Raw genomic sequence first — 21,535 nt, 5'->3', positions numbered from 1 at the left:
CGTCAGGACAGGTCGCGGAAGACGAGCGCGAAGCCGACCACGGCGATGAGTGCGGCCGCGCCGTACCCGATCGCCGACCACCAGCCCGCGTGCAGATACGCGGTGACCGCGACCACGGCGATGGCCAGGAAGATCATGGCCATCCCGTACAGCGGCGGCGTGGCTGCGTAGCGGTTGCGAATGATCGTTTCTCTCCTGCAGTGGGTCTGGCGACGGGCATCAGTCTGACGGTTGCATCGGCGGGTTGGCAATCGGCGGACGCGGCTCGGTGAGGCCGGTACGCCGACCCGCGACGGCCATGACACGGTGGCGCACCACGTACCATCCCACGACCAGGGCCGGGACGATCACCACCAGCGATGCGACGGTCCAGGTGCCGATCGGTGCATCGAAGCCCATCAGCACCAGGATCGCGACCAAGAACGCCAGGGTCGCGTACCCGCTGTACGGCGACAGCGGCATGCGGAACCGCGGGCGCTGCAGCAGCCCCGCACGCGCCACCCGGTAGAGCTGAAGCTGGCAGAGCACGATCGTGGCCCATGACGCGATGATGCCCAGTGCGGCGACGTTGAGCACGATCTCGAACGCCTCACCGGGGTTGAAGGCATTCAGTGCAATACCGAGAAGGCAGATGACGGCCGTCATCGCGATGCCGCCGTAGGGCACGCCGTTGCGCGACATGCGCTTGGCGAACCTCGGGCCGCTGCCGCTCATGGCTATCGAGTGCATGACGCGGCCGGTCGAATAAAGGCCGGCGTTCAGGCTCGACAGCGCCGCGGTGAGGACCACGATGTTCATCAGGTCGCCGGCCCCGTAGAAGCCGACCTTGGAGAAGAAGGTGACGAACGGGCTCTCCCCGGACTTGTAGGCGGTGAAGGGCAGCAGCAGCGCCAGCAGTGCAACCGACCCGACGTAGAAGACGGCTATGCGCGCGATCACGGAGTTGATGGCCCGCGGCATGATCTTCTCCGGCTCCGCGGTCTCCCCGGCCGCGGTGCCCACCAGTTCGACCGCGGCGTAGGCGAACACGACGCCCGAGGCGACCACCAGCAGAGGCGCCAGACCGGTTGGGAAGAAGCCGCCGTGGCCCGTCCACAAACTCAATCCGGTGCTGCGGCCGTCGATGGAGTAGCGCCCGGCAAGAAAGACGGTCCCCACGACCAGAAAGGCCATCAGCGCGAACACCTTGATCAGCGCGGCCCAGAACTCCAGCTCGCCGAACCATTCCACCGAGATCAGGTTCATACCCAGGACGGCCGCCAGAGCGATCAGGGCCAAAAGCCACTGGGGGACGGGGGCGAACAAACTCCACCGGTGCAGATAGGTGGCGATCGCGGTGGTGTCCACGATCGAGGTCATCGCCCAGTTCAGGAAGTACATCCACCCGACGACGTACGCGGCCTTCTCGCCGAAGAATTCGCGCGCATAGGACACGAACGAGCCTGATGACGGACGATGCAACACCAACTCTCCGAGCGCCCGCAGGATCAAGAAGACGAAGAAGCCGCACAGCGCGTAGATGAGGAACAGCCCCGGCCCGGCCTTGGCCAGCCGGCCGCCGGCACCGAGAAAAAGCCCGGTGCCGATCGCACCCCCGATGCCGATCATCTGCAGCTGCCGCGGTTTGAGCCCCTTGTGGTAGCCGGCCTCTTCGCCAAGGCGGTCCGGGACCGGATCGACCTGGTCGGCGGTCAACCGAGGGTTGTCGGGATCGGGCCATGCGGCCATGCGGCTCCTCTCGTCGTCGCTTGCGCCGTCCGGCCGGGCTCGCCGCCGAATTGCCGATGTTTTCGCATCACCGCCGACGACGGCAAATCGTGGCGATTCCTTTAGTGGCCGGACTCAGCGCCCGTGTCCGGGGCGGCGGCGGCGCAGGTATCGTTCGAAATCGGCGGCCAGCGTGTCGCCGTCGATCTTGCCCAGGACTTCGCTCATGTCGACCTCGGCGTCGCGCTGCTCCAGCGACTCCACGTATTCGCCCAGGTCCTCGTCCTCGGCGGCCACATCGCTGATCGCTTGTTCCCACTCCTCGGCGAGCGCGGGGAGGTCGCCCAGCGGCACCTCGATGTCGAGTACCTCTTCGACGCGCCGCAGCAGCGCCACCGTCGCCTTCGGGTTGGGCGGGCTCGATACGTAGTGCGGCACCGCCGCCCAGAACGTCACCGCCGGGATCCCGGCAGCCACGCACGCGTCCTGGAAGACGCCGGCGATCCCGGTCGGTCCTTCGTAACGGGTTTCCTCCAGACCGAACAGCTTCGCCGATTCCGGCGAGTAGGCCGCGCCGGAGACCGGAACCGGCCGCGTGTGCGGGGTGTCGGCCAGCAGCGCGCCGAGGATGACGACGGTGTCGACGTTGAGCTTGTCGGCGATGGCCAGCAATTCGGCGCAGAAGGTGCGCCAGCGCATGTTGGGCTCCACCCCGTGCATGAGCACCACGTCGCGGTCACTGCCCGGTGGGCGGCAGTGCGAGATGCGCATCGCGGGCCACACCAGTTCGCGGGTGACCCCATCGATCTGGCGGATGACGGGACGATTCACTTGGTAGTCGTAGTACGCCTCGTCGTCGATCTCGACGATGGGCTCCGCTTCCCAGATGGCCTCGATGTGCTCGAGCGCGTCGCTGGCCGCGTCACCCGCGTCGTTCCAGCCCTCGAACGCCGCCACGACGACGGTGTTGTGCAGTTCGGGCAGCGCGGCGCTACCGGCGGGCGGAGTCACAACGTCAGGGTACGGCCTGGCCCGCCGACGATGCGGGCCGCGCGGTGGGCCGTTGAGGAGGTGGGCCGTGAGGTGTGGCCCGCCGACGATGCGGGCCGCGCGGCAAACCCCGGGGTGGCAGGTTCGAACGCCGTCGGCCGAACGATTTCACAGGCCGACTATCCTTAAGCGGGTGACTGTCGGAAGCCAAGCCCGCTACGACATTGGCGTCCTCGATGCGTTGGCGCGGCGTGCGGTGGTCGGCGACGGCGTGACGGGTACCCGGCCGCAGGCGGCTGACCTGGGCCTCGATGACTTCGGCAGCCGGCGGTCGCCGCGGTCGAGACGAAATATGTTCGACTGCCATCTGGTTAGAGTTGGTAACGACGAGATTGCCGACACGATTCGCAAGCCGGCGCTGGAGGGCTCCGCGATGCTTGAGCGGGTCGGGTCGAGCTGGGCGTCCAGACGTCGGGTGACAACGTAGACTTTCCTGGTCGAGAGGCGTTGCAACGGATCCGGGTCCCTGCCGGTATCCGCCACGCTCGGCAGAGTCAAGGACGCCTTCCGTAACGGAAGGAATGCACGTGAACGCCACCGTAAACGCCTCGGCGTCTCAGACCTTCGCGCCGAACATCCGCCCAGACTGCACCGACGTACTGACGGCGGCTCTGCGCCAGCGGATCATGGTGATCGACGGCGCGATGGGCACGGCGATCCAGCGCGACCGGCCCGACGAGGCCGGTTACCGCGGCGATCGGTTCACCGAATGGCCGACCGCGCTTCAGGGCAACAACGACCTGCTCAGCCTGACGCAGCCACAGATCATCGCCGGGATCCACCGCGAGTACCTCGAGGCGGGCGCCGACATCCTGGAGACCAACACGTTCAACGCGAACGCGATTTCGCTCTCCGACTACGAGATGGCCGAGCTGAGCTACGAGTTGAACTACGCCGGTGCCGCTCTGGCGCGGGCGGCCGCCGACGAGTTCAGCACCCCGGACAAGCCCCGCTACGTCGCCGGCGCAATCGGCCCGACCACGCGCACCGCGTCGATCTCGCCGGACGTCAACGACCCCGGGGCCCGCAACGTCTCCTACGACCAACTGGTCGCGGCCTACCTCGAATCAGCCAACGGCCTGGTCGACGGTGGTGCTGATCTCCTCATCATCGAGACGATCTTCGACTCGCTGAACGCCAAGGCGGCCGTGTTCGCCGTCGAGACTCTGTTCGAGGACCGCGGACGCCGCTGGCCCGTCATCATCTCGGGCACCATCACCGACGCTTCCGGGCGGACGTTGTCCGGTCAGGTCACCGAAGCATTCTGGAACTCGATCAGGCACGCGAAGCCACTCGCGGTCGGCCTCAACTGCGCCCTGGGCGCGCCGGAGATGAGGCCGTACATCGCCGAAGTGTCGCGGATCGCGGACACCTTCGTCTCCTGCTATCCGAACGCCGGGCTGCCCAACGCCTTTGGCGAGTACGACGAGTCCCCCGAGCGTCAGGCGAGCTACATCGCAGACTTCGCCGAGGCGGGCCTGGTGAACATCGTCGGTGGTTGCTGCGGGACGGCGCCGCCGCACATCGCGGAGATCGCCAAGGTCGTCGAGGGCAAGCCGCCGCGCGAGGTGCCGGAGATCCCAGAAAATCAAGCGGCCACTCGCCTGGCCGGACTGGAGCCGCTCAACATCACCGACGACTCGCTGTTCGTCAACATCGGTGAGCGCACCAACATCACCGGCTCCGCCCGGTTCCGCAACCTGATCAAGGCCGAGGACTACGACACCGCGCTGTCGGTCGCCCTGCAACAGGTCGAGGTCGGTGCGCAGGTCATCGACATCAACATGGACGAGGGCATGATCGACGGCGTCGCCGCGATGGACCGGTTCACCAAGCTGATCGCGGCCGAGCCGGACATCAGCCGCGTCCCGGTGATGATCGACTCCTCCAAGTGGGAGGTCATCGAGGCGGGCCTGAAAAACGTGCAGGGCAAGCCGATCGTCAACTCGATCTCCATGAAGGAGGGCGAGGAGAAGTTCGTCCGCGAGGCACGGCTGTGCCGCAAGTACGGCGCCGCTGTCGTCGTGATGGCCTTCGACGAGCAGGGCCAGGCCGACAACCTGGAGCGCCGCAAACAGATCTGCGGGCGCGCCTACCGGATCCTGACCGAAGAGGTCGGCTTCCCGGCCGAGGACATCATCTTCGACCCGAACTGCTTCGCGCTGGCGACGGGTATCGAGGAGCACGCCACCTACGGGATCGACTTCATCGAGGCCTGCGCCTGGATCAAGGAGAATCTGCCCGGGGTGCACATCTCCGGCGGTATCTCGAACGTGTCGTTCTCGTTCCGGGGCAACAATCCCGTCCGCGAGGCGATCCACGCCGTGTTTTTGTTCCACGCCATCAAGGCGGGCCTGGACATGGGCATCGTCAACGCCGGCGCGCTGGTGCCGTATGACTCGATCGACCCCGAGCTGCGCGACCGCATCGAGGACGTCGTCCTGAACCGCCGCGAGGATGCGGCCGAACGGCTCCTGGAGATCGCCGAGCGGTTCAACAGCACGGAGAAGGCTGACGACCCGGTCGCGGCCGAGTGGCGCAGTCTCCCGGTCCGCGAACGGATCACGCACGCGTTGGTCAAAGGCATCGATGCCCACGTCGATGCCGACACCGAGGAGCTGCGGGCCGAGATCGCCGCCGCGGGTGGTCGCCCGATCGAGGTGATCGAGGGCCCGCTGATGGACGGCATGAACGTGGTCGGCGACCTCTTCGGCTCGGGCAAGATGTTCCTGCCCCAGGTCGTCAAGTCGGCCCGGGTGATGAAGAAGGCCGTTGCGTACCTGCTGCCGTACATCGAGGCGGAGAAGGAAGAATCCGGCGCCGCAGCTGGGAAAGACACCAACGGCACGATCATCATGGCGACCGTGAAGGGCGACGTCCACGACATCGGCAAGAACATCGTCGGGGTCGTCCTGCAGTGCAACAACTTCGAAGTGATCGACCTCGGTGTGATGGTGCCTGCGAGCAAGATCCTGGACGCGGCGAAGGAGCACGACGCCGACATCATCGGGCTGTCGGGGCTGATCACCCCCTCGCTGGACGAGATGGTCAACTTCGCCGTCGAGATGGAACGCGAGGGGCTGAAGATTCCGCTGCTGATCGGTGGCGCGACCACTTCGCGCGCCCACACGGCCGTGAAGGTGGCGCCGCGCCGTAGCGGCCCGGTGGTCTGGGTCAAGGACGCGTCCCGTTCGGTGCCGGTCGCCGCGGCCCTCCTCGACGACAAGCAGCGTCCGGCCCTGCTGGAGGCCACCGAGGCCGACTACGCATCCCTTCGCGAGCGGCACTCCCAGAAGAACGAGCGGCCGATGCTGACGCTGGAGAAGTCCCGCGCCAACCGGACTCCGATCGTGTGGGACGGCTACACGCCGCCGGTGCCCGCCCAGGGGCTGGGCGTGCGGGAGTTTCACGACTACGACCTCGCCGAACTGCGCGAATACATCGACTGGCAGCCGTTCTTCAACGCCTGGGAGATGAAGGGTCGCTTCCCCGACATCCTCAACAACCCGGCCACCGGCGAGGCTGCCCGCAAGCTGTACGACGACGCCCAGGAGATGCTCGACACCCTGATCAAGGAAAAGTGGCTGACCGCCAACGGGGTCATCGGATTCTTCCCGGCGAACGCGGTCGGCCCCGGTTTCGACGACATCGAGGTCTACACCGACGACACCCGCACCGAGGTGTTGACCACGTTGCACAACCTCCGTCAGCAGGGTGAGCACCGGGACGGCATCCCGAACCGGTGCCTCGGCGACTACATCGCGCCCAAGGACACCGGTCTGGCCGATTACATCGGCGCGTTCGCCGTCACCGCGGGGCTCGGCGGCGGTGACAAGATCGCGGAGTTCAAGGCAGCCGTCGACGATTACAGTGCGATCCTGCTGGAGTCGATCGCCGACCGGCTGGCCGAGGCGTTCGCCGAGCGGATGCACCAACGGGTCCGCAGGGAGTTCTGGGGATTCGAGCCCGACGAGCAGCTGGACAACGCGGCGCTCATCGATGAGAAGTACAGGGGAATCCGCCCTGCCCCCGGTTATCCGGCCTGCCCGGAGCACACCGAGAAGGCGACGCTCTGGACGTTGATGGACGTCAAGGAGCGGACCGGTATCGAATTGACCGAGTCGATGGCGATGTGGCCCGGTGCTGCCGTCAGCGGCTGGTATTTCTCGCACCCCCAGTCGCAGTACTTCGTGGTGGGCCGGATGGCCCAGGACCAGGTAGCCGACTACGCGAAGCGCAAGGGGTGGACGCTGGCCGAAGCCGAGCGCTGGCTCGGCCCCAACCTCGGCTACAACCCGGAGGACTGAACGGCTCGGAGAGGACTGGCCGGCGGGGCCGCCGAGCCTGTAATTCTGCAGAGCACTACTCGCACTTTCGCTACAGATCTACAGGTTCGGTGAATTTAGGTCGGCCTCGTTCACGCTCAACCCGTGTAGTCGCGGCCCAAGCGCTTCAGGTAAGCCGTTCCCGCCGCCCGCGATTCGGGGTCGCGCAGCGCGGTGGCCAGCGAATCGGCGTCATTCCAGGCCCGCGCTGTCCCGACCATCGACTCGGTCACCGCGTTGGTGTGGCGTTTGGTGGCGGTCAGCGTCAGCGCGGACTTCGCGGCCAGCCGGCCGACGAGTTCGTCGACGGCGGCGCTGAGCCCGGCCGCGGGCACCATCCGGTTCACGAAGCCGACAGCAAGCGCTTCGTTCGCGTCGAACGGGCGGCAGGTCATGACAAGTTCCTTCGTCCTGGCGGGACCGATTTCGCGCACCAGCCGGGGGATACCACCCCAGGCCAGCGGAATGCCCAGGTCGACTTCGGGAATCACGAAGCGGGTGTCGTCGGCCGCGACACGCAAGTCGCAGGCCGCCGCCAGAACGACGCCACCCCCGACGCAGTGGCCGTGCAGACGCGCGATGGTCACCGCGTTCATTGCCTCGATCGCATCGGCCATCCGCCGTCCGGCGTCGGCCGCCTCGCGCGTCGCGCCCACAGTTGCCGGGTCGCCGCGATCGCGCGGCGTCGCGAACGACGCGAGGTCCGCGCCCGCGCTGAAGGCCCGTCCGTTGCCGGCCACGACGACCACCTTGACGGTGGGCAGGGAATCGAGATATCGCGCGGCCAGGACCAATTCGTTGAGCGTCGTCGTGCTCAGGGGGTTGAGCTTCTCCGGGCGGTTCAAGGTGATGTCGCCCCGGGGTCCCGCAACGGTGACGACGATCTCGGAGAAATCCATGCCCCACCGTATGCCGCGAGCGGCCGGTCTTGGCGATGCGGGGCGAAACCGCCGTGACTGTGCCTTCCCCCGCATGACACAATCGCTGGCCGTGAAGACCTTCGAGGATTTGTTCGCCGAACTGGGCGACCGCGCCCGCACCCGACCCGCCGGCAGCGCCACGGTCGCCGCGCTGGACGGCGGGGTGCATCGGCTGGGCAAGAAGATCCTCGAGGAGGCCGGCGAGGTGTGGCTGGCCGCCGAGCACGAAGCCGACGACGCGCTCGCCGAGGAGATCAGCCAATTGCTCTACTGGACGCAGGTGCTGATGATCGCGCGCGGCCTGTCCCTCGACGACATCTACCGGAAGCTGTGAACATGTTGCGGGTCGCGGTTCCCAACAAGGGTTCGCTGAGCGAGCCGGCCTCCGAAATCCTCGCGGAGGCCGGCTACCGTCGCCGATCCGATCCCAAGGACTTGACAGTCCTCGACCCAGTCAACCAAGTCGAGTTCTTCTTCCTGCGCCCTAAAGACATTGCGATCTATGTCGGTTCGGGAGAACTCGATTTCGGGATCACCGGACGCGATCTGGTGTGCGATTCGGGTGCGGCGGTGCGCGAGTGCCTGGCGCTCGGCTTCGGGTCGTCCAGCTTCCGCTACGCCGGCCCGGCCGGGCACAAGTGGACGACGGCCGACCTGGCCGGCAAACGCATCGCGACCGCCTACCCGAACCTGGTCCGGAAAGACTTGGCCGAGCGGGGTATTGAGGCGACCGTCATCGGGCTCGACGGCGCGGTGGAGATCTCGGTGCAACTCGGGGTCGCCGACGCGATCGCCGACGTGGTGGGGTCCGGACGGACACTGAGCCTGCATCACCTCGTCGCCTTCGGCGAGCCGCTGTGCGATTCGGAGGCGGTGCTGATCGAGAGCATGGACTACGAGGCCGAGCAGGCCAGGGCTGCGCGCGACCAACTGGTGGCGCGGATCCAGGGTGTGGTTTTCGGCCAGCAGTACCTGATGCTCGACTACGACTGCCCGCGCTCGGTGCTGGACCGGGCCACCGCGATCACGCCGGGGCTGGAGTCGCCGACGATCGCGCCGCTCGCCGACCCGGACTGGGTCGCCATCCGCGCACTGGTGCCCCGACGGGGCGTCAACGAGGTCATGGACGAGCTCGCCGCGATCGGCGCGAAGGCGATTCTCGCTTCGGACATCAGGTTTTGCCGGTTCTGATAGTGGGTCCGACGCGCACGGCTGTGTTAACGTCCGCCTAAGGCCGTCATCCGCGTTGTCTCCATGGGCTGTTACCCCGACGGTCGCCGGACCGCTCGTTGCCGGGAGGACCTGCGTGTTACATGCGCTTGTTTTGCTGATGGCCTTGTTGATCGGCGTCGTCGCCGGGCTGCGTACCCTGACGGCCCCCGCTGTCGTCGCGTGGGCCGCCATGTTCGGGTGGATCGACGTACAGGAAACCTGGGCATCCTGGATGGGCAATGGGATCACGGTCGCCATCGTCACCGTCCTGGCGATCGCCGAACTCGTCACCGACAAGCTCCCGAAGACGCCGCCGCGCACCGCGCTACCGCCGTTCGCCGCACGGATCACGATGGGGGCATTCGCCGGCGCGGTGCTCGGCGCTGCGTGGCATTTCACCTTTTCCGCGCTGGGTTGCGGTGTGATCGGCGCGGTGTTGGGCACCATGGGCGGCTATCAGGTGCGCCGGCGGCTGGTGGAAGCCCGCGGCGGGCAGGACCTGCCGATCGCGTTGCTCGAGGACGCGGTCGCCATCCTGGGTGGGTTCGCGATCCTGGCGCTGACGGCCGGCCTGTGACAAAGCGTTTCGATGCGATCATCGTCGGTGCCGGCCAAGCGGGACCGCCGCTGGCCGGCCGGCTGACGGCCGCCGGGCAGCGCGTCGCCATCGTCGAACGCAAGCTCATCGGAGGCACCTGCGTCAACACCGGATGCATTCCCACCAAAACGCTGGTGGCCAGCGCGCACGCCGCGTATCTGGCCCGGCGCGGCGCGGACTACGGCATCGGAACCGGGCCGATCAGCGTGGACATGGCGAGAGTCAAGGCGCGCAAAGACGAGATCATGCTCAAGGACCGAGAGGGTGTCGAAAGTTGGTTGGCCGGCATGGACGGCTGCACCGTCGTTCGCGGCCATGCGCGTTTCGAGGACCCGCACACCCTGCGGGTCGGGGACGACCTGCTGAGCGCCGAGCGGATCTTCCTCAACGTCGGTGGCCGTGCGGTGGTGCCCGACATTCCCGGACTCAGCGGCGTCGACTACCTGACCAACGTGTCGGTCCTCGAATTGGACATGCTGCCAACGCATCTGGTCATTGTGGGCGGCAGCTACATCGCGCTGGAGTTCGCGCAGATGTACCGGAGGTTCGGGTCCCGGGTCACCGTCGTCGAGCGGGGTCGCAGGCTTGCGTCCCGCGAAGACGACGATGTGTCGGGAGCCATCAAGGACATCTTGGAGAACGAAGGGATCGACGTCGTCCTTGGCGCTGACGACGTGCGAATCACCAACAACGCCAACGGGTTCGAGCTCACACCTGGCCTTGGTGTCGCGCCGGTCGCAGGCAGCCATCTGCTGCTGGCGGTGGGGCGACGGCCCAACACCGACGACCTGGGTCTACCGGCGGCCGGTGTGCAGACCGACGGCCGCGGCTACATCGTGGTCGACGACGGGCTCAAGACGAGCGTCGATCACATCTGGGCGATGGGCGATTGCAACGGCCGGGGTGCGTTCACCCACACCTCGTACAACGACTTCGAGATCGTGGCCGCCAACCTGCTCGACGGTGATACGCGGCACGTCAGCGACCGCATCACCGCCTACGCGCTCTACATCGACCCGCCGCTGGGGCGGGCCGGCATGACCGTCGCCCAGGTGCGGGCCTCGGGTCGCAGGGCGTTGCTCGGTAAGCGGCCGATGACCCGGGTCGGCAGAGCTGTGGAAAAGGGCGAAACGCAAGGCTTCATGAAGATCATCGTCGACGCCGACACCGAGAAGATCCTGGGGGCGGCGATCCTGGGGGTCGGCGGCGACGAGGCGATTCACGCCATCCTGGATGTCATGTCCGCCGACGCGCCCTACACCACGCTGTCGCGCACCATGCACATCCACCCCACCGTCAGCGAGCTCGTCCCCACGATGCTTCAGGAGCTCTCGCCGCTCTGTGACAGCGCTGAGGGGCAAGGCGGAACACCTTCGACCGCAGAGGTCTCCGGCCAGCCGGGGTAGGGCGGGGGCGTTCCCCCGAACAGTGGGCAGTGCTGCTGGTGGGGACACCAGTCGCACAGCCGCGACTGCTTGGGCCGGAAATCGCCGCTCTGGCCGGCGGATTGGATGGCGCGCCACATCGCCATCAGCGTCTTCTCGAAGCGCAGCAGCTCGTCGTGATCCGGCGAGTAGTCCAGCACCTGACCGTCGGCGAGGTAGATCAGGCGCAGCCGGGTGGGCAGCACACCGCGGGAACGCAGCAGTGCCACCGCGTAGAACTTCATCTGGAACATCGCCTTGAACTCGGCCGTGAAGCCCCCCGCAGCCCGTGCGGCCGGCGGCGCCTTGCCCGTCTTGTAGTCCACCACCCGCACCTCGCCGGTGGCGGCGACGTCGATGCGGTCGATGAAGCCGCGCAGCAGCGTGCCATCGGCAAGTTCGACTTCCACCCGCTCTTCGCAGCACTGCGGGTCGAACCGGGTCGGGTCTTCGAGCCGGTAGTAGCCGGAGAGCAGGTCCCGGGCCTCCTCGATCAGCCGGCTCCGCTGGTCGGGATCGAACTGGCCGGCCAGGTCGGGCTCCGCGGCGACCACGTGCTCCCACGCCGACTCCACCAGGGACCGCGCTGCGTCGGGGCCGCGCCGCACTGCCGGCAGGCCGTAGAGCTGCTCCAATGCGGCGTGCACCACCGAACCCCGCAACTGCGCCGCCGACGGGGCCTCGGGCAACCGGTCGATCGCCCGGAACCGGTACAGCAGCGGGCACTGCTTGAAGTCCGCCGCCCGCGACGGTGACAGTGCCGGTTTTGGAGCCGGTTTTGGAGCCGGCCGCGGCGGGCGTGTCTCCGGTTGGACGGTCATTCCCGCAGCCTAGGTCTGCGCGCCGACAACCCCGGGCACCGGCGACGGTGAGTCGGCTGGCACGCTGGACGGCGTGTTTGCCACCGGTCCGTTCACCAGCGGGGAACGCGTCCAGCTCACCGATGCCAAGGGCCGGCGCTACACGCTGTCGCTGGCCCCCGGCGCCGAGTTCCACACCCACCGCGGCTCGATCGCCCACGACGCGTTGATCGGTCTGCAGCAGGGCAGCGTCGTCAAATCCAGCAACGGCGCCCTGTTCCTCGTGATGCGCCCGCTGCTCGTCGACAACGTGATGTCGATGCCACGCGGGCCGCAGGTGATCTATCCCAAAGACGCCGCCCAGATCGTGCACGAGGGCGACATATTCCCGGGCGCGCGCGTGCTCGAGGCCGGGGCCGGGTCCGGCGCGCTGACCCTTTCGCTGCTGCGCGCGGTCGGGCCCGACGGGCGGGTGGTCTCCTACGAGCAGCGCGCCGAGCACGCCGAGCACGCCCGGCGCAACGTCGCTGACTTCTCCGGCGATCCGGGCCGTCCGCCCGGGAACTGGCAGCTGATCGTCAGCGACGTCTGCGACTCCGACTTTCCCGACGGCTTTTTCGACCGCGCGGTGCTGGACATGCTCGCGCCCTGGGACGTGCTGGACACGGTGTCTCGGCTGGTGGTGGCCGGCGGGGTCCTGATCATCTACGTTGCCACGGTAACTCAGCTGTCCAAGGCGGTCGAGGCGCTGCGGGCCCAGCAGTGCTGGATCGAGCCGCGCGCCTGGGAGACCCTGCAGCGGGGCTGGAACGTGGTCGGCCTGGCCGTGCGGCCGCAACACACGATGCGCGGGCACACCGCGTTCCTGATCTTCACGCGGCGGCTCGCTCCCGGCGCGGTGGCCCCGGCGCCGTTGGGCCGCAAGCGCCCGGGACGCGACGGCTAGCGCTGGTGGCCGTCCAGGTCGCCGCTGCGCACCAGTCGGCGCCGCGCGGACAGCAGTTCGAACTCGGGATGCGCTGCGACGAGACGCTCGGCGGCGTCGAGGACGTCGGCCGCATGGCTGCGGTCGCCGGAAACCACGGCCACACCGATGCCGGCCCTCCGATGCAGCCCGAGGGAACCGGTTTCGGCCGCCGACACACCGAGCTTGCGCTGCAGCTCGGCGACCACCGGACGAACCGCCGAGCGCTTCTGTTTCAGTGATCGCACGTCACCGAGCAGCACGTCGAACTCGATCCAGCCGATCCACATCACGCCGGTCAACGCGGCGGAGCCGGAACCGGAGCCTGGGGAGGAGCCGGTGCGGGGGCGGCCGGCGGGCCGGAGGTCGTCGGCGATGACGACTTGCCCAGCGCTAACAGCATCTCCGCCGTCGGTCGCGACAACTGCCAGCCTTCCTGGGAGGGAGTGAACTCCATGGGAAAGGTGAAGTTGCGGTTGTCCGCCTTGGCGGTGTGGACAGTGACCGTGGCCTTGACGTCCGAGGGGTTGGTGTCCGACCACGCGATGTCGTCGGCACCGAAGGTCATCGGCAGATAGCCGTTGTCGTGCAGCGCGGTGGTGAACTTGTCCAGGGTGCCCGCATTCTCGGGGGTCGCGCCCTCGATGAGGTCGACCTTGTCGGCGGCAGGGACATTCGGGTCGGCGAGCCGGTTCAGCACGTCGGTCAGCGCCTGGGGTGTGGGCAAGTCGACCTTCGGGGGAGTGGCCACCGGAGGTGGCGACGTCGGTACCGCCCGCGAGGACAGCGGCAACGCCACCGTGGGCTTGGAGGGTGAACACGCCGAGATTCCGAACGCGGCCACAGCGGCCAGTGCAAGGCAGAGTTGCCGGCGCATCCAGTCGCTCAGCCCCGCCATTGCCCGTCCGCGTCGGCGACCGCAGTACATGCCACATCGGAGGTTCCCGCGCCGGTGACGTCGGCGCTGGTTATTCCCGTGGCAAGGGGTTTTGGGGTCACGCATTCCCTTCCGATCCGCCGACTGCAACGCGACGTTACCAGCGGCATCACAGTTTTAACCTTTCGGCGGCATTCGGATCCACACATCACGAGCCAATCGCCGGTAGCGTTGAAGTATCCGCTGCACCAATTCCTGGTGCGGGAAAGGAGCGCAACATGGGTGACTCAGAGCGTTCTGATGCATTCGGTGACACCCGGGGGCCGAACCCGTCCAGTGGCGACGCTGCCGAATTGGAGCAACTACGGCGTGAGGCGGCGCTGCTTCGCGAGCAACTCGAGCAGGCCGTTGGCACGAACGGTGGTGGCCGCACAGCCCGTGAGGTGCACCAACTCGAGGCCCGTATCGACTCGCTGGCGGCCCGCAACTCCAAGTTGATGGAGACCCTCAAAGAAGCCCGCCAGCAACTGCTGGCGCTGCGCGAGGAGGTCGATCGGCTCGGGCAGCCGCCCAGTGGCTACGGCGTCCTGCTGGGCACCCACGACGACGAAACCGTCGACGTGTTCACGTCAGGCCGCAAGATGCGCCTGACGTGCTCGCCGAACATCGATGCCACGGTGCTGCGGAAGGGCCAGACGGTCCGGCTCAACGAGGCCCTGACCGTCGTCGAGGCCGGCACGTTCGAATCGGTCGGCGAGATCTCGACGTTGCGGGAAGTCCTGGCCGACGGCAACCGGGCTCTGGTCGTCGGCCACGCCGACGAGGAGCGCATCGTGTGGCTCGCCGAGCCGCTGGTCGCCGAGGACCTGCCCGACGGTGTCCCGGATGCGCTCAACGACGACACCAAGCCCCGCAAGCTCCGCCCCGGTGACTCGCTGCTGGTCGACAGCAAAGCCGGCTACGCCTTCGAGCGCATTCCCAAGGCCGAGGTCGAAGACCTGGTCCTAGAGGAGGTGCCCGACGTCAGCTACTCCGATATCGGTGGGCTGACCCGCCAGATCGAGCAGATCCGCGACGCGGTCGAGTTGCCGTTCCTGCACAAGGAACTCTACCGGGAGTACGCGCTGCGTCCGCCCAAAGGCGTGCTGCTCTACGGTCCGCCTGGCTGCGGTAAGACGCTGATCGCCAAGGCGGTGGCCAACTCGCTGGCCAAGAAGATGGCCGAGGTGCGCGGCGACGACGCCCGCGAGGCCAAGTCGTACTTCCTCAACATCAAGGGCCCCGAGCTGCTCAACAAGTTTGTCGGCGAGACCGAGCGGCACATCCGGCTGATCTTCCAGCGCGCCCGGGAGAAGGCGTCGGAGGGAACGCCGGTGATCGTGTTCTTCGACGAGATGGACTCGATCTTCCGCACCCGGGGAACCGGTGTCTCATCGGACGTCGAAACCACGGTCGTCCCGCAGCTTTTGAGCGAGATCGACGGCGTGGAGGGGCTCGAGAACGTCATCGTGATCGGCGCCTCCAACCGCGAGGACATGATCGACCCGGCGATCCTGCGCCCCGGCCGCCTCGACGTGAAGATCAAGATCGAGCGGCCCGATGCCGAAGCGGCACAGGACATCTTCTCGAAGTACCTCGTCGAGTCGCTGCCTGTGCACGCCGACGACCTCGCCGAATTCGGCGGCGACCGCGGGGCGTGCATCAAGGCGATGATCGAAAAGGTCGTCGACCGGATGTACGCCGAGATCGACGACAACCGGTTCCTGGAAGTGACCTACGCCAACGGCGACAAGGAAGTCATGTACTTCAAGGACTTCAACTCCGGGGCGATGATCCAGAACGTCGTCGACCGGGCGAAGAAGAACGCCATCAAGTCGGTGCTCGAAACGGGGCAGCCGGGTCTGCGCATCCAGCACCTGCTCGACTCAATCGTCGACGAGTTCGCCGAGAACGAGGACCTGCCCAACACCACCAACCCCGATGACTGGGCCCGGATCTCTGGCAAGAAAGGCGAGCGGATCGTTTACATCCGCACCTTGGTCACCGGCAAGTCGTCGAGCGCGTCGCGGGCCATCGACACCGAGTCCAACCTGGGCCAGTACTTGTAGCGCCACAGCGACACATAAGCCACGCACACGACACGCCGGGCAGGGTGTTCGTATTTTATGTCTCGGCGAGTGAATAGCTGTTGGTGAGGTCGTCCTGAGTGACCTTGGCCGGCTTGGTCGTGGTGTCGATGCGCAGGGTCTCGGTGAGCACCCGCGGTTGGTAGCTCCAGCCTTCGGGCAGCGTGAGCCGGTCGGCAAGCCCGGGCAGGTCCGTGCGTGACAGGCCCGGATCGGCGACCTGGCTGTAGGTCTGCATGACCCAGCATCGCCCGTCGGGGTCGAGCAGTTCGTAGATCTCCTCGCCGGCGTTGAAGACGAAGACGGTGTTGCGGTCCACCTCGTTGACGCTGTAAGGAGCCGGGTTCATCGACGACATCGCGACCGTGGCTTGGCGGATCATGTCGATCCCGCCGAAGGTCTTCGTCTCCTGCGGGCCCTGCGGCTTCTTTTCGATGGCGTTCATCAGCCAGTAGCGCGGGCCGTTGAGTAGTGCCGCGGCCGCGCCGTGTTCGGTGGCGATGGCCCGGGGATCGAGCGCCAACCACAGCTCGGCGGGGCAGTCGTTGAGCGGGAAGCTGTTGTAGACGGTGGCCTGCGGGCCCGACTCGTCAACCTGGACCAGAAGCACTTCGCCGTAACGCTTCCCGGCCAAGTCGGTCGCATCTTGACCCGCTACGGGGTCGGATTCGGGGGCGGACACACGGTGAAATTAGCCAGTGCCGTGCGAGGCGTCAACAGCGGGCGCGGCCGTTGCGAGGGCACCGCGGTAGCGGTTGCGCGCGATCAGGGTGACATGCAGGTCCTCGATCAGCGGGTCGAGGAAGGTGGAACGGTATTCGCCGTCGCCGACCGCACGGGCACCGATGTACATGAACGACAGCGCGACGAGGAACAGACAAGTGTTGATCAGCGGCTGCGGCACCGGAATCGTCGTTCCCAGCAGCGTCCCGTGGGTCGATCCCTTGTTGTGGGTCCATTCGGCGAGCAGCGGTTCGCTGAGCAGGGTCAGCCCGAGCACGAAGAAGATCGTGGCGATGACCGCGGCCACCACCAGGATCTGCACCAGCTGCGAGGTGGCGAGCACGAACACCACGTTGACGCGTTCGGCCCGGGTAAGTGGAGGGCTGTTCGGCGGGTCGGTCATGTTCGCAAAGGGCGTGCCCGTCAGCCGTTCGCAGTCATGGGGCGGTGCGGCAGTCGCCCGGAGCATTGGCCGGACCCGTTCCAGACTTCCCGATACGACGAACGCCGCCGCGATGGCGACCAGAAACAGCAGCGCCAGCCAGAGCCGCTGCTGGCTGATCGTCGCCGCCATGAGCCAGACGTAGGGGTTGAGGAACACCAGGACGGTCAGCAACACGACGGGCAGGGCCCGCACCGCCATTGAGCCGACCGCCGCGAGGTGCGACAAGGTCATCCGCACGGCCCAGGCAAGCACCGCCCCGGCGCCGGAGGAGGTCAGGAGCAACACCAGCGCTACCAGGCCGGCGATCCGCAGCACGTGAATCGGGCCGGTTTCGAGGGTTCCGGTCATCGTTGCGAAGGCCACCGCCATGGATGCGACGACCGTGCGGCTGCGGCTGCCCGACATTCGGGACACCAGCCAGCCGACGACGGCGGCCAGCGGCAGCATGGCGCCGAGTATGGCCAGCAGTCCCCATTCGACAGCAGTCGGGTTTCCGACGATGTCGACGTTGCGGTCGCCGGTGATCATCCAGATCGCGAGTTCGCAGCCCTCGGTTGTCGCGTAGGCCGCCAACACGGGAGCCGACCGGGGCCAGAGCCGCCGTCCCCGCGCCCGCGGAGTCAGCACCAACGGCAAGCCTCTTGCCAGGAACCAACTTTCGGTCGCGTCGCCTGGCGACGGTCCGGCCGGCGGGCGGCGAAGAGTAAGGCCCATGACGGCTCACCCTACGGCCGGCGCGCCCGGTGCGCCGGCGACAGCGCCGTGTCGGGGTCCGGCGACGGACACGTCCCCGGCATCTGCGTCGCGCCCGCCTCCTCCCGCCCCGCCTCGCAGGCCGCTCGGAGGTCCGGGGTCGGCGGGCCTAGGCTGATGGCATGCAACGGATTATCGGGACGGAGGTCGAGTACGGTATCTCGTCGCCTTCGGACCCGACCGCCAACCCGATCCTCACCTCGACACAGGCGGTGTTGGCCTACGCCGCCGCCGCCGGCATTCAGCGCGCCAAACGCACCCGTTGGGACTATGAGGTCGAATCGCCGCTACGCGACGCCCGTGGCTTCGATCTGAGCCGGTCGACCGGACCGCCGCCGGTGGTCGACGCTGACGAGGTCGGTGCTGCCAACATGATCCTGACGAACGGGGCGCGGCTCTACGTCGACCATGCCCACCCCGAGTACTCCGCGCCCGAGTGCACCGACCCCCTCGACGCGGTGATCTGGGACAAGGCCGGCGAGCGCGTGATGGAAGCCGCAGCCCGCCACGTCGCCAGCGTGCCAGGCGCAGCGAAGCTGCAGCTCTACAAGAACAATGTCGACGGCAAGGGCGCCTCCTACGGCACGCACGAAAACTATCTGATGAGCCGGCAGACGCCATTTTCGGCGATCATCGCCGGGCTGACCCCGTTCCTGGTGTCGCGTCAGGTGGTGACCGGCTCCGGCCGGGTGGGTATCGGGCCATCCGGTGACGAGCCGGGCTTCCAGCTGTCCCAGCGCTCCGACTACATCGAGGTCGAGGTCGGGCTGGAGACCACGCTGAAGCGCGGGATCATCAACACCCGTGACGAACCGCACGCCGATGCGGACAGGTATCGACGGCTGCACGTGATCATCGGGGACGCCAACCTTGCCGAGACCTCGACCTACCTCAAGCTCGGCACCACCGCGCTCGTGCTCGACGTGATCGAAGAGGGCCCCGCCCACGGGATAGACCTCAGCGACCTGACTCTGGCCCGTCCGGTGCAGGCCGTCCACGCGATCAGCCGCGATCCCGCGCTGCGCGCCACCGTTGCCCTGGCCGACGGTCGTGAGCTGACGGGTCTGGCACTCCAGCGTATCTACCTGGATCGGGTGGCGAAGCTGGTCGACAACCGCGACCCTGATCCGCGCGCGTCCGACGTCGTCAAGACCTGGGCGCACGTGCTCGACCAACTCGAACGCGACCCCATGGACTGCGCCGAGCTGCTCGACTGGCCGGCCAAGTTGCGACTGCTGGAAGGCTTTCGGCAGCGGGAGAACCTGAGCTGGTCGGCGCCGCGGCTGCACCTGGTGGATCTGCAATATTCCGACGTCCGGCTGGACAAGGGTCTGTACAACCGGCTGGTGGCGCGCGGATCCATGAAGCGTCTGGTCAGCGAGCAGCAGGTACTCAACGCCGTCGACAGTCCGCCGACGGACACCCGCGCCTACTTCCGCGGTGAGTGCCTGCGCAGGTTCGGTGCCGACATCGCGGCGGCGAGTTGGGACTCGGTCATCTTCGACCTGGGCGGCGATTCGCTGGTCCGCATTCCCACCCTGGAACCGCTGCGGGGCAGCAAAGCCCACGTTGGCGCGCTGCTGGACTCGGTGGACAGTGCTGCCGAGCTGGTCCAGCAGTTGACCAGCTGATATCGGGTGAGTCGATTGTTTGCGGGCGCACGACGTGCGACATGGCGGGACGGGCCGACAATACCGGTGTGGAGCCGAGAAACGTCGGAGTGGAACGGTAGGGTAGAGCAATACCAGCAGGCGCGTGACGCGGCTGTTCATCAAGCAGGAGGCGGCGATGGCGCAGGAGCAGACCAAGCGTGGTGGTGGTGGCGGCGATGACGACGACTTCACCGACACCACGGCCGCGGGCCAGGAGCGCCGTGAGAAATTGGCCGAAGACACCGACGATCTGCTCGACGAGATTGACGACGTCCTCGAGGAGAACGCGGAGGACTTCGTCCGCGCGTACGTGCAGAAGGGTGGACAGTGACCTGGCAGTTCTCCGACCGCCTGCCCACTAACCCCGCGATTTCCGACGCCTCAGCACTCAATCTGTCCTCGTTCGCCGACCTGCTCCGCCGCCAAGCGCCGGAATTGCTGCCGGCGGGTTGGGGTGGAGGCGCGCAGGCCGGTGGCCAACTGGCGCACGGCACCACCATCGTTGCGCTGAAATACCCCGGCGGCGTCGTCATCGCCGGTGACCGGCGCTCCACGCAGGGAAACTTGATCGCGGGCCGCGACGTCAACAAGGTGTACATCACCGACGACTACACGGCGACGGGCATCGCAGGCACCGCCGCGATCGCGGTCGAGTTCGCCCGGCTGTATGCGGTCGAGCTCGAGCATTACGAGAAGCTCGAAGGCGTGCCGCTGACTTTTCCCGGCAAGGTCAACCGGCTGGCCACCATGGTGCGCGGCAACCTGGGCGCCGCGATGCAGGGCTTGGTGGCGCTGCCGTTGCTCGCCGGCTACGACATCAACGCCGCGGACCCGCAAAAGGCGGGGCGGATCGTGTCCTTCGATGCGGCCGGCGGCTGGAACATGGAGGAAGAGGGTTACCAGTCGGTGGGGTCCGGGTCGGTGTTCGCCAAGTCGTCGATGAAGAAGTTGTACTCGCGGGTAACCGATGCCGACTCTGCCCTGCGGGTGGCCGTCGAGGCGCTCTACGATGCCGCCGACGACGACTCGGCCACCGGCGGTCCCGATCTGGTGCGGGGTATCTACCCCACGGCGGCCACCATCGGCGCCGACGGCGCGGTCGAGGTGCCCGAGGAACGCATCGCCGAACTCGCGCGCGAGGTCATCGAAAGTCGTTCGCGCGCCGACACTTTCGGCCCGGAGGCAGACCTCTGGGGTGAGTCATGAGTTTCCCGTATTTCATCTCGCCCGAGCAGGCGATGCGCGAGCGCAGCGAACTCGCGCGCAAGGGCATCGCGCGCGGCCGCAGCGTGGTGGCCCTGACCTACGCCGACGGCGTGCTATTCGTCGCTGACAATCCGTCGCGGTTGTTGCAGAAGATCAGCGAATTGTATGACCGGGTCGGTTTCGCGGCCGCGGGCAAGTTCAACGAATTCGACAACTTGCGGCGCGGTGGCATCCAATTCGCCGACACCCGCGGCTACGCCTACGCCCGCAGGGACGTCACCGGTCGCCAGTTGGCCAATGTCTACGCGCAGACGCTGGGCACGATCTTCACCGAGCAGGCCAAGCCCTACGAGGTCGAGCTGTGCGTCGCCGAGGTCGCCCATGTCGGCGAGACGAAACCGCCCGAGTTGTATCGCGTCACCTATGACGGGTCGATCGCGGACGAACCGTATTTCGTGGTCATGGGCGGCACCACCGAGCCGGTGACCAATGCGCTCAAGCAGACCTACGCCGAGAACGCCGAACTTACCGACGCGTTGGGGATCGCGCTGAACGCGCTGCGGGCGGGCAATGCCGACGGCACCGGCAACGATCAGCCCCAACTCGGTGTGTCCAGCCTGGAGGTGGCGATCCTCGATGCCAACCGTCCGCGGCGGGCGTTTCGGCGGATCACCGGGTCGGCGTTGGAAGAGCTGCTGCCCAAAGCCGATGTCAGTGATGCGAAAGACACCAACTCGTCGCAGTGACGGGACC

20 protein-coding genes and 1 pseudogene are annotated in these 21,535 nt (G+C 67.2%); 12 read left to right on the top strand and 9 right to left on the bottom strand.

What is annotated here, in order from left to right; all coding sequences use genetic code 11:
* Positions 1–2: 2 nt before the first annotated feature.
* The 3 genes from AC2VOK_RS10045 to AC2VOK_RS10035 form a co-directional block, all read right to left on the bottom strand.
* Positions 3–143, bottom strand: coding sequence for a hypothetical protein (locus AC2VOK_RS10045; protein WP_421529477.1), 141 nt, complete (start codon positions 141–143; stop codon positions 3–5).
* Positions 144–219: 76 nt separating this feature from the next.
* Positions 220–1,728, bottom strand: a complete 1,509-nt coding sequence (locus tag AC2VOK_RS10040) for an amino acid permease (protein WP_428900337.1) — start codon at positions 1,726–1,728, stop codon at positions 220–222.
* 114 nt (positions 1,729–1,842) lie between these two features.
* Positions 1,843–2,718: a PAC2 family protein gene (locus AC2VOK_RS10035; RefSeq protein ID WP_421529475.1), complete on the bottom strand. Its 876-nt coding sequence runs from the start codon at positions 2,716–2,718 to the stop codon at positions 1,843–1,845.
* Between the two features lie 172 nt (positions 2,719–2,890).
* On the opposite strand from AC2VOK_RS10035, the gene AC2VOK_RS10030 reads away from it, so the two are divergent.
* Both AC2VOK_RS10030 and metH read left to right on the top strand, forming a co-directional pair.
* Positions 2,891–3,184, top strand: a complete 294-nt coding sequence (locus tag AC2VOK_RS10030) for a hypothetical protein (protein ID WP_428900336.1) — start codon at positions 2,891–2,893, stop codon at positions 3,182–3,184.
* Between the two features lie 94 nt (positions 3,185–3,278).
* The gene (gene metH, locus AC2VOK_RS10025) at positions 3,279–7,064 is read left to right on the top strand and encodes a methionine synthase (protein ID WP_428900335.1); all 3,786 of its coding nucleotides are present in this window, start codon (positions 3,279–3,281) and stop codon (positions 7,062–7,064) included.
* A 116-nt stretch (positions 7,065–7,180) separates the two neighbouring features.
* Here metH and AC2VOK_RS10020 read toward each other — a convergent pair whose 3' ends face one another.
* Positions 7,181–7,981 carry an enoyl-CoA hydratase/isomerase family protein gene (locus AC2VOK_RS10020; RefSeq protein ID WP_428900334.1) on the bottom strand — a complete coding sequence of 267 codons (801 nt, stop codon included), beginning with the start codon at positions 7,979–7,981 and terminating at the stop codon, positions 7,181–7,183.
* A 73-nt stretch (positions 7,982–8,054) separates the two neighbouring features.
* Between AC2VOK_RS10020 and AC2VOK_RS10015 the strand changes: the two genes are divergently transcribed.
* From AC2VOK_RS10015 to AC2VOK_RS10000, 4 genes and pseudogenes are all read left to right on the top strand, one after another.
* Complete coding sequence (locus tag AC2VOK_RS10015) at positions 8,055–8,336, top strand: phosphoribosyl-ATP diphosphatase (protein ID WP_421529472.1); 282 nt, start codon at positions 8,055–8,057, stop codon at positions 8,334–8,336.
* A 2-nt stretch (positions 8,337–8,338) separates the two neighbouring features.
* On the top strand, positions 8,339–9,193 hold the full coding sequence (gene hisG / locus AC2VOK_RS10010; RefSeq protein WP_428900333.1) for an ATP phosphoribosyltransferase: 855 nt from the start codon (positions 8,339–8,341) through the stop codon (positions 9,191–9,193).
* A 115-nt stretch (positions 9,194–9,308) separates the two neighbouring features.
* Positions 9,309–9,791, top strand: a complete 483-nt coding sequence (locus AC2VOK_RS10005; RefSeq protein ID WP_428900332.1) for a DUF4126 family protein — start codon at positions 9,309–9,311, stop codon at positions 9,789–9,791.
* A pseudogene (locus AC2VOK_RS10000) lies at positions 9,788–11,152 on the top strand (FAD-containing oxidoreductase); the annotation flags it as partial. The gene AC2VOK_RS10005 and the pseudogene AC2VOK_RS10000, both read left to right, overlap by 4 nt.
* Here AC2VOK_RS10000 and AC2VOK_RS09995 read toward each other — a convergent pair.
* On the bottom strand, positions 11,134–12,057 hold the full coding sequence (locus AC2VOK_RS09995; RefSeq protein ID WP_428900331.1) for a RecB family exonuclease: 924 nt from the start codon (positions 12,055–12,057) through the stop codon (positions 11,134–11,136). The pseudogene AC2VOK_RS10000 and the gene AC2VOK_RS09995 sit on opposite strands and share 19 nt — an antisense overlap.
* Positions 12,058–12,130: 73 nt before the next feature.
* Between AC2VOK_RS09995 and trmI the strand changes: the two genes are divergently transcribed.
* Positions 12,131–12,982 (top strand): tRNA (adenine(58)-N(1))-methyltransferase TrmI, encoded by an 852-nt coding sequence (trmI, locus tag AC2VOK_RS09990; RefSeq protein ID WP_421530105.1) that lies wholly within the window; start codon positions 12,131–12,133, stop codon positions 12,980–12,982.
* Here the strand turns inward: trmI and AC2VOK_RS09985 are convergent.
* Together AC2VOK_RS09985 and lppK are read right to left on the bottom strand one after the other, a co-directional pair.
* Positions 12,979–13,290, bottom strand: a complete 312-nt coding sequence (locus AC2VOK_RS09985) for a DUF503 domain-containing protein (protein ID WP_421530109.1) — start codon at positions 13,288–13,290, stop codon at positions 12,979–12,981. The two genes, trmI and AC2VOK_RS09985, sit on opposite strands and share 4 nt — an antisense overlap.
* A gap of 8 nt (positions 13,291–13,298) precedes the next feature.
* Positions 13,299–13,877 carry a lipoprotein LppK gene (lppK, locus tag AC2VOK_RS09980; protein WP_428900359.1) on the bottom strand — a complete coding sequence of 193 codons (579 nt, stop codon included), beginning with the start codon at positions 13,875–13,877 and terminating at the stop codon, positions 13,299–13,301.
* A gap of 278 nt (positions 13,878–14,155) precedes the next feature.
* Between lppK and arc the strand changes: the two genes are divergently transcribed.
* Positions 14,156–15,985, top strand: a complete 1,830-nt coding sequence (arc, locus tag AC2VOK_RS09975) for a proteasome ATPase (protein ID WP_428900330.1) — start codon at positions 14,156–14,158, stop codon at positions 15,983–15,985.
* Positions 15,986–16,040: 55 nt separating this feature from the next.
* Here arc and AC2VOK_RS09970 read toward each other — a convergent pair whose 3' ends face one another.
* Both AC2VOK_RS09970 and AC2VOK_RS09965 read right to left on the bottom strand, forming a co-directional pair.
* Complete coding sequence (locus AC2VOK_RS09970) at positions 16,041–16,685, bottom strand: hypothetical protein (RefSeq protein ID WP_428900329.1); 645 nt, start codon at positions 16,683–16,685, stop codon at positions 16,041–16,043.
* A gap of 9 nt (positions 16,686–16,694) precedes the next feature.
* A complete protein-coding gene (locus AC2VOK_RS09965) occupies positions 16,695–17,885 on the bottom strand; it encodes a hypothetical protein (protein ID WP_428900328.1) in 1,191 nt (396 codons plus the stop codon).
* 161 nt (positions 17,886–18,046) lie between these two features.
* On the opposite strand from AC2VOK_RS09965, the gene dop reads away from it, so the two are divergent.
* The 4 genes from dop (at position 18,047) to prcA (ending at position 21,528) form a co-directional block, all read left to right on the top strand.
* Positions 18,047–19,555: a pup deamidase/depupylase gene (gene dop / locus AC2VOK_RS09960; protein ID WP_428900327.1), complete on the top strand. Its 1,509-nt coding sequence runs from the start codon at positions 18,047–18,049 to the stop codon at positions 19,553–19,555.
* A 157-nt stretch (positions 19,556–19,712) separates the two neighbouring features.
* Positions 19,713–19,907 (top strand): ubiquitin-like protein Pup, encoded by a 195-nt coding sequence (locus AC2VOK_RS09955; RefSeq protein WP_428900358.1) that lies wholly within the window; start codon positions 19,713–19,715, stop codon positions 19,905–19,907.
* Positions 19,904–20,782: a proteasome subunit beta gene (gene prcB / locus AC2VOK_RS09950; protein WP_428900326.1), complete on the top strand. Its 879-nt coding sequence runs from the start codon at positions 19,904–19,906 to the stop codon at positions 20,780–20,782. Before AC2VOK_RS09955 ends, prcB begins: the two co-directional genes overlap by 4 nt.
* Positions 20,779–21,528, top strand: a complete 750-nt coding sequence (gene prcA, locus AC2VOK_RS09945; RefSeq protein ID WP_428900325.1) for a proteasome subunit alpha — start codon at positions 20,779–20,781, stop codon at positions 21,526–21,528. The genes prcB and prcA overlap by 4 nt, the downstream gene beginning before the upstream one ends.
* Positions 21,529–21,535: the final 7 nt, after the last annotated feature.

This window comes from Mycobacterium sp. TH-M116 (assembly GCF_057473685.1).
This window is presented reverse-complemented; position numbering and strand designations above follow the sequence as displayed.

Coding starts and splice junctions, on each gene's coding strand:
- AC2VOK_RS10045 (WP_421529477.1), bottom strand. CDS start 143: ATGGCCATGATCTTCCTGGCCATCGCCGTGGTCGCGGTCACCGCGTAT.
- AC2VOK_RS10040 (WP_428900337.1), bottom strand. CDS start 1,728: ATGGCCGCATGGCCCGATCCCGACAACCCTCGGTTGACCGCCGACCAG.
- metH (WP_428900335.1), top strand. CDS start 3,279: ATGCACGTGAACGCCACCGTAAACGCCTCGGCGTCTCAGACCTTCGCG.
- AC2VOK_RS10020 (WP_428900334.1), bottom strand. CDS start 7,981: ATGGATTTCTCCGAGATCGTCGTCACCGTTGCGGGACCCCGGGGCGAC.
- AC2VOK_RS10015 (WP_421529472.1), top strand. CDS start 8,055: ATGACACAATCGCTGGCCGTGAAGACCTTCGAGGATTTGTTCGCCGAA.
- hisG (WP_428900333.1), top strand. CDS start 8,339: ATGTTGCGGGTCGCGGTTCCCAACAAGGGTTCGCTGAGCGAGCCGGCC.
- AC2VOK_RS09995 (WP_428900331.1), bottom strand. CDS start 12,057: ATGACCGTCCAACCGGAGACACGCCCGCCGCGGCCGGCTCCAAAACCG.
- AC2VOK_RS09985 (WP_421530109.1), bottom strand. CDS start 13,290: ATGTGGATCGGCTGGATCGAGTTCGACGTGCTGCTCGGTGACGTGCGA.
- lppK (WP_428900359.1), bottom strand. CDS start 13,877: ATGCGCCGGCAACTCTGCCTTGCACTGGCCGCTGTGGCCGCGTTCGGA.
- arc (WP_428900330.1), top strand. CDS start 14,156: ATGGGTGACTCAGAGCGTTCTGATGCATTCGGTGACACCCGGGGGCCG.
- AC2VOK_RS09965 (WP_428900328.1), bottom strand. CDS start 17,885: ATGGGCCTTACTCTTCGCCGCCCGCCGGCCGGACCGTCGCCAGGCGAC.
- dop (WP_428900327.1), top strand. CDS start 18,047: ATGCAACGGATTATCGGGACGGAGGTCGAGTACGGTATCTCGTCGCCT.
- AC2VOK_RS09955 (WP_428900358.1), top strand. CDS start 19,713: ATGGCGCAGGAGCAGACCAAGCGTGGTGGTGGTGGCGGCGATGACGAC.
- prcA (WP_428900325.1), top strand. CDS start 20,779: ATGAGTTTCCCGTATTTCATCTCGCCCGAGCAGGCGATGCGCGAGCGC.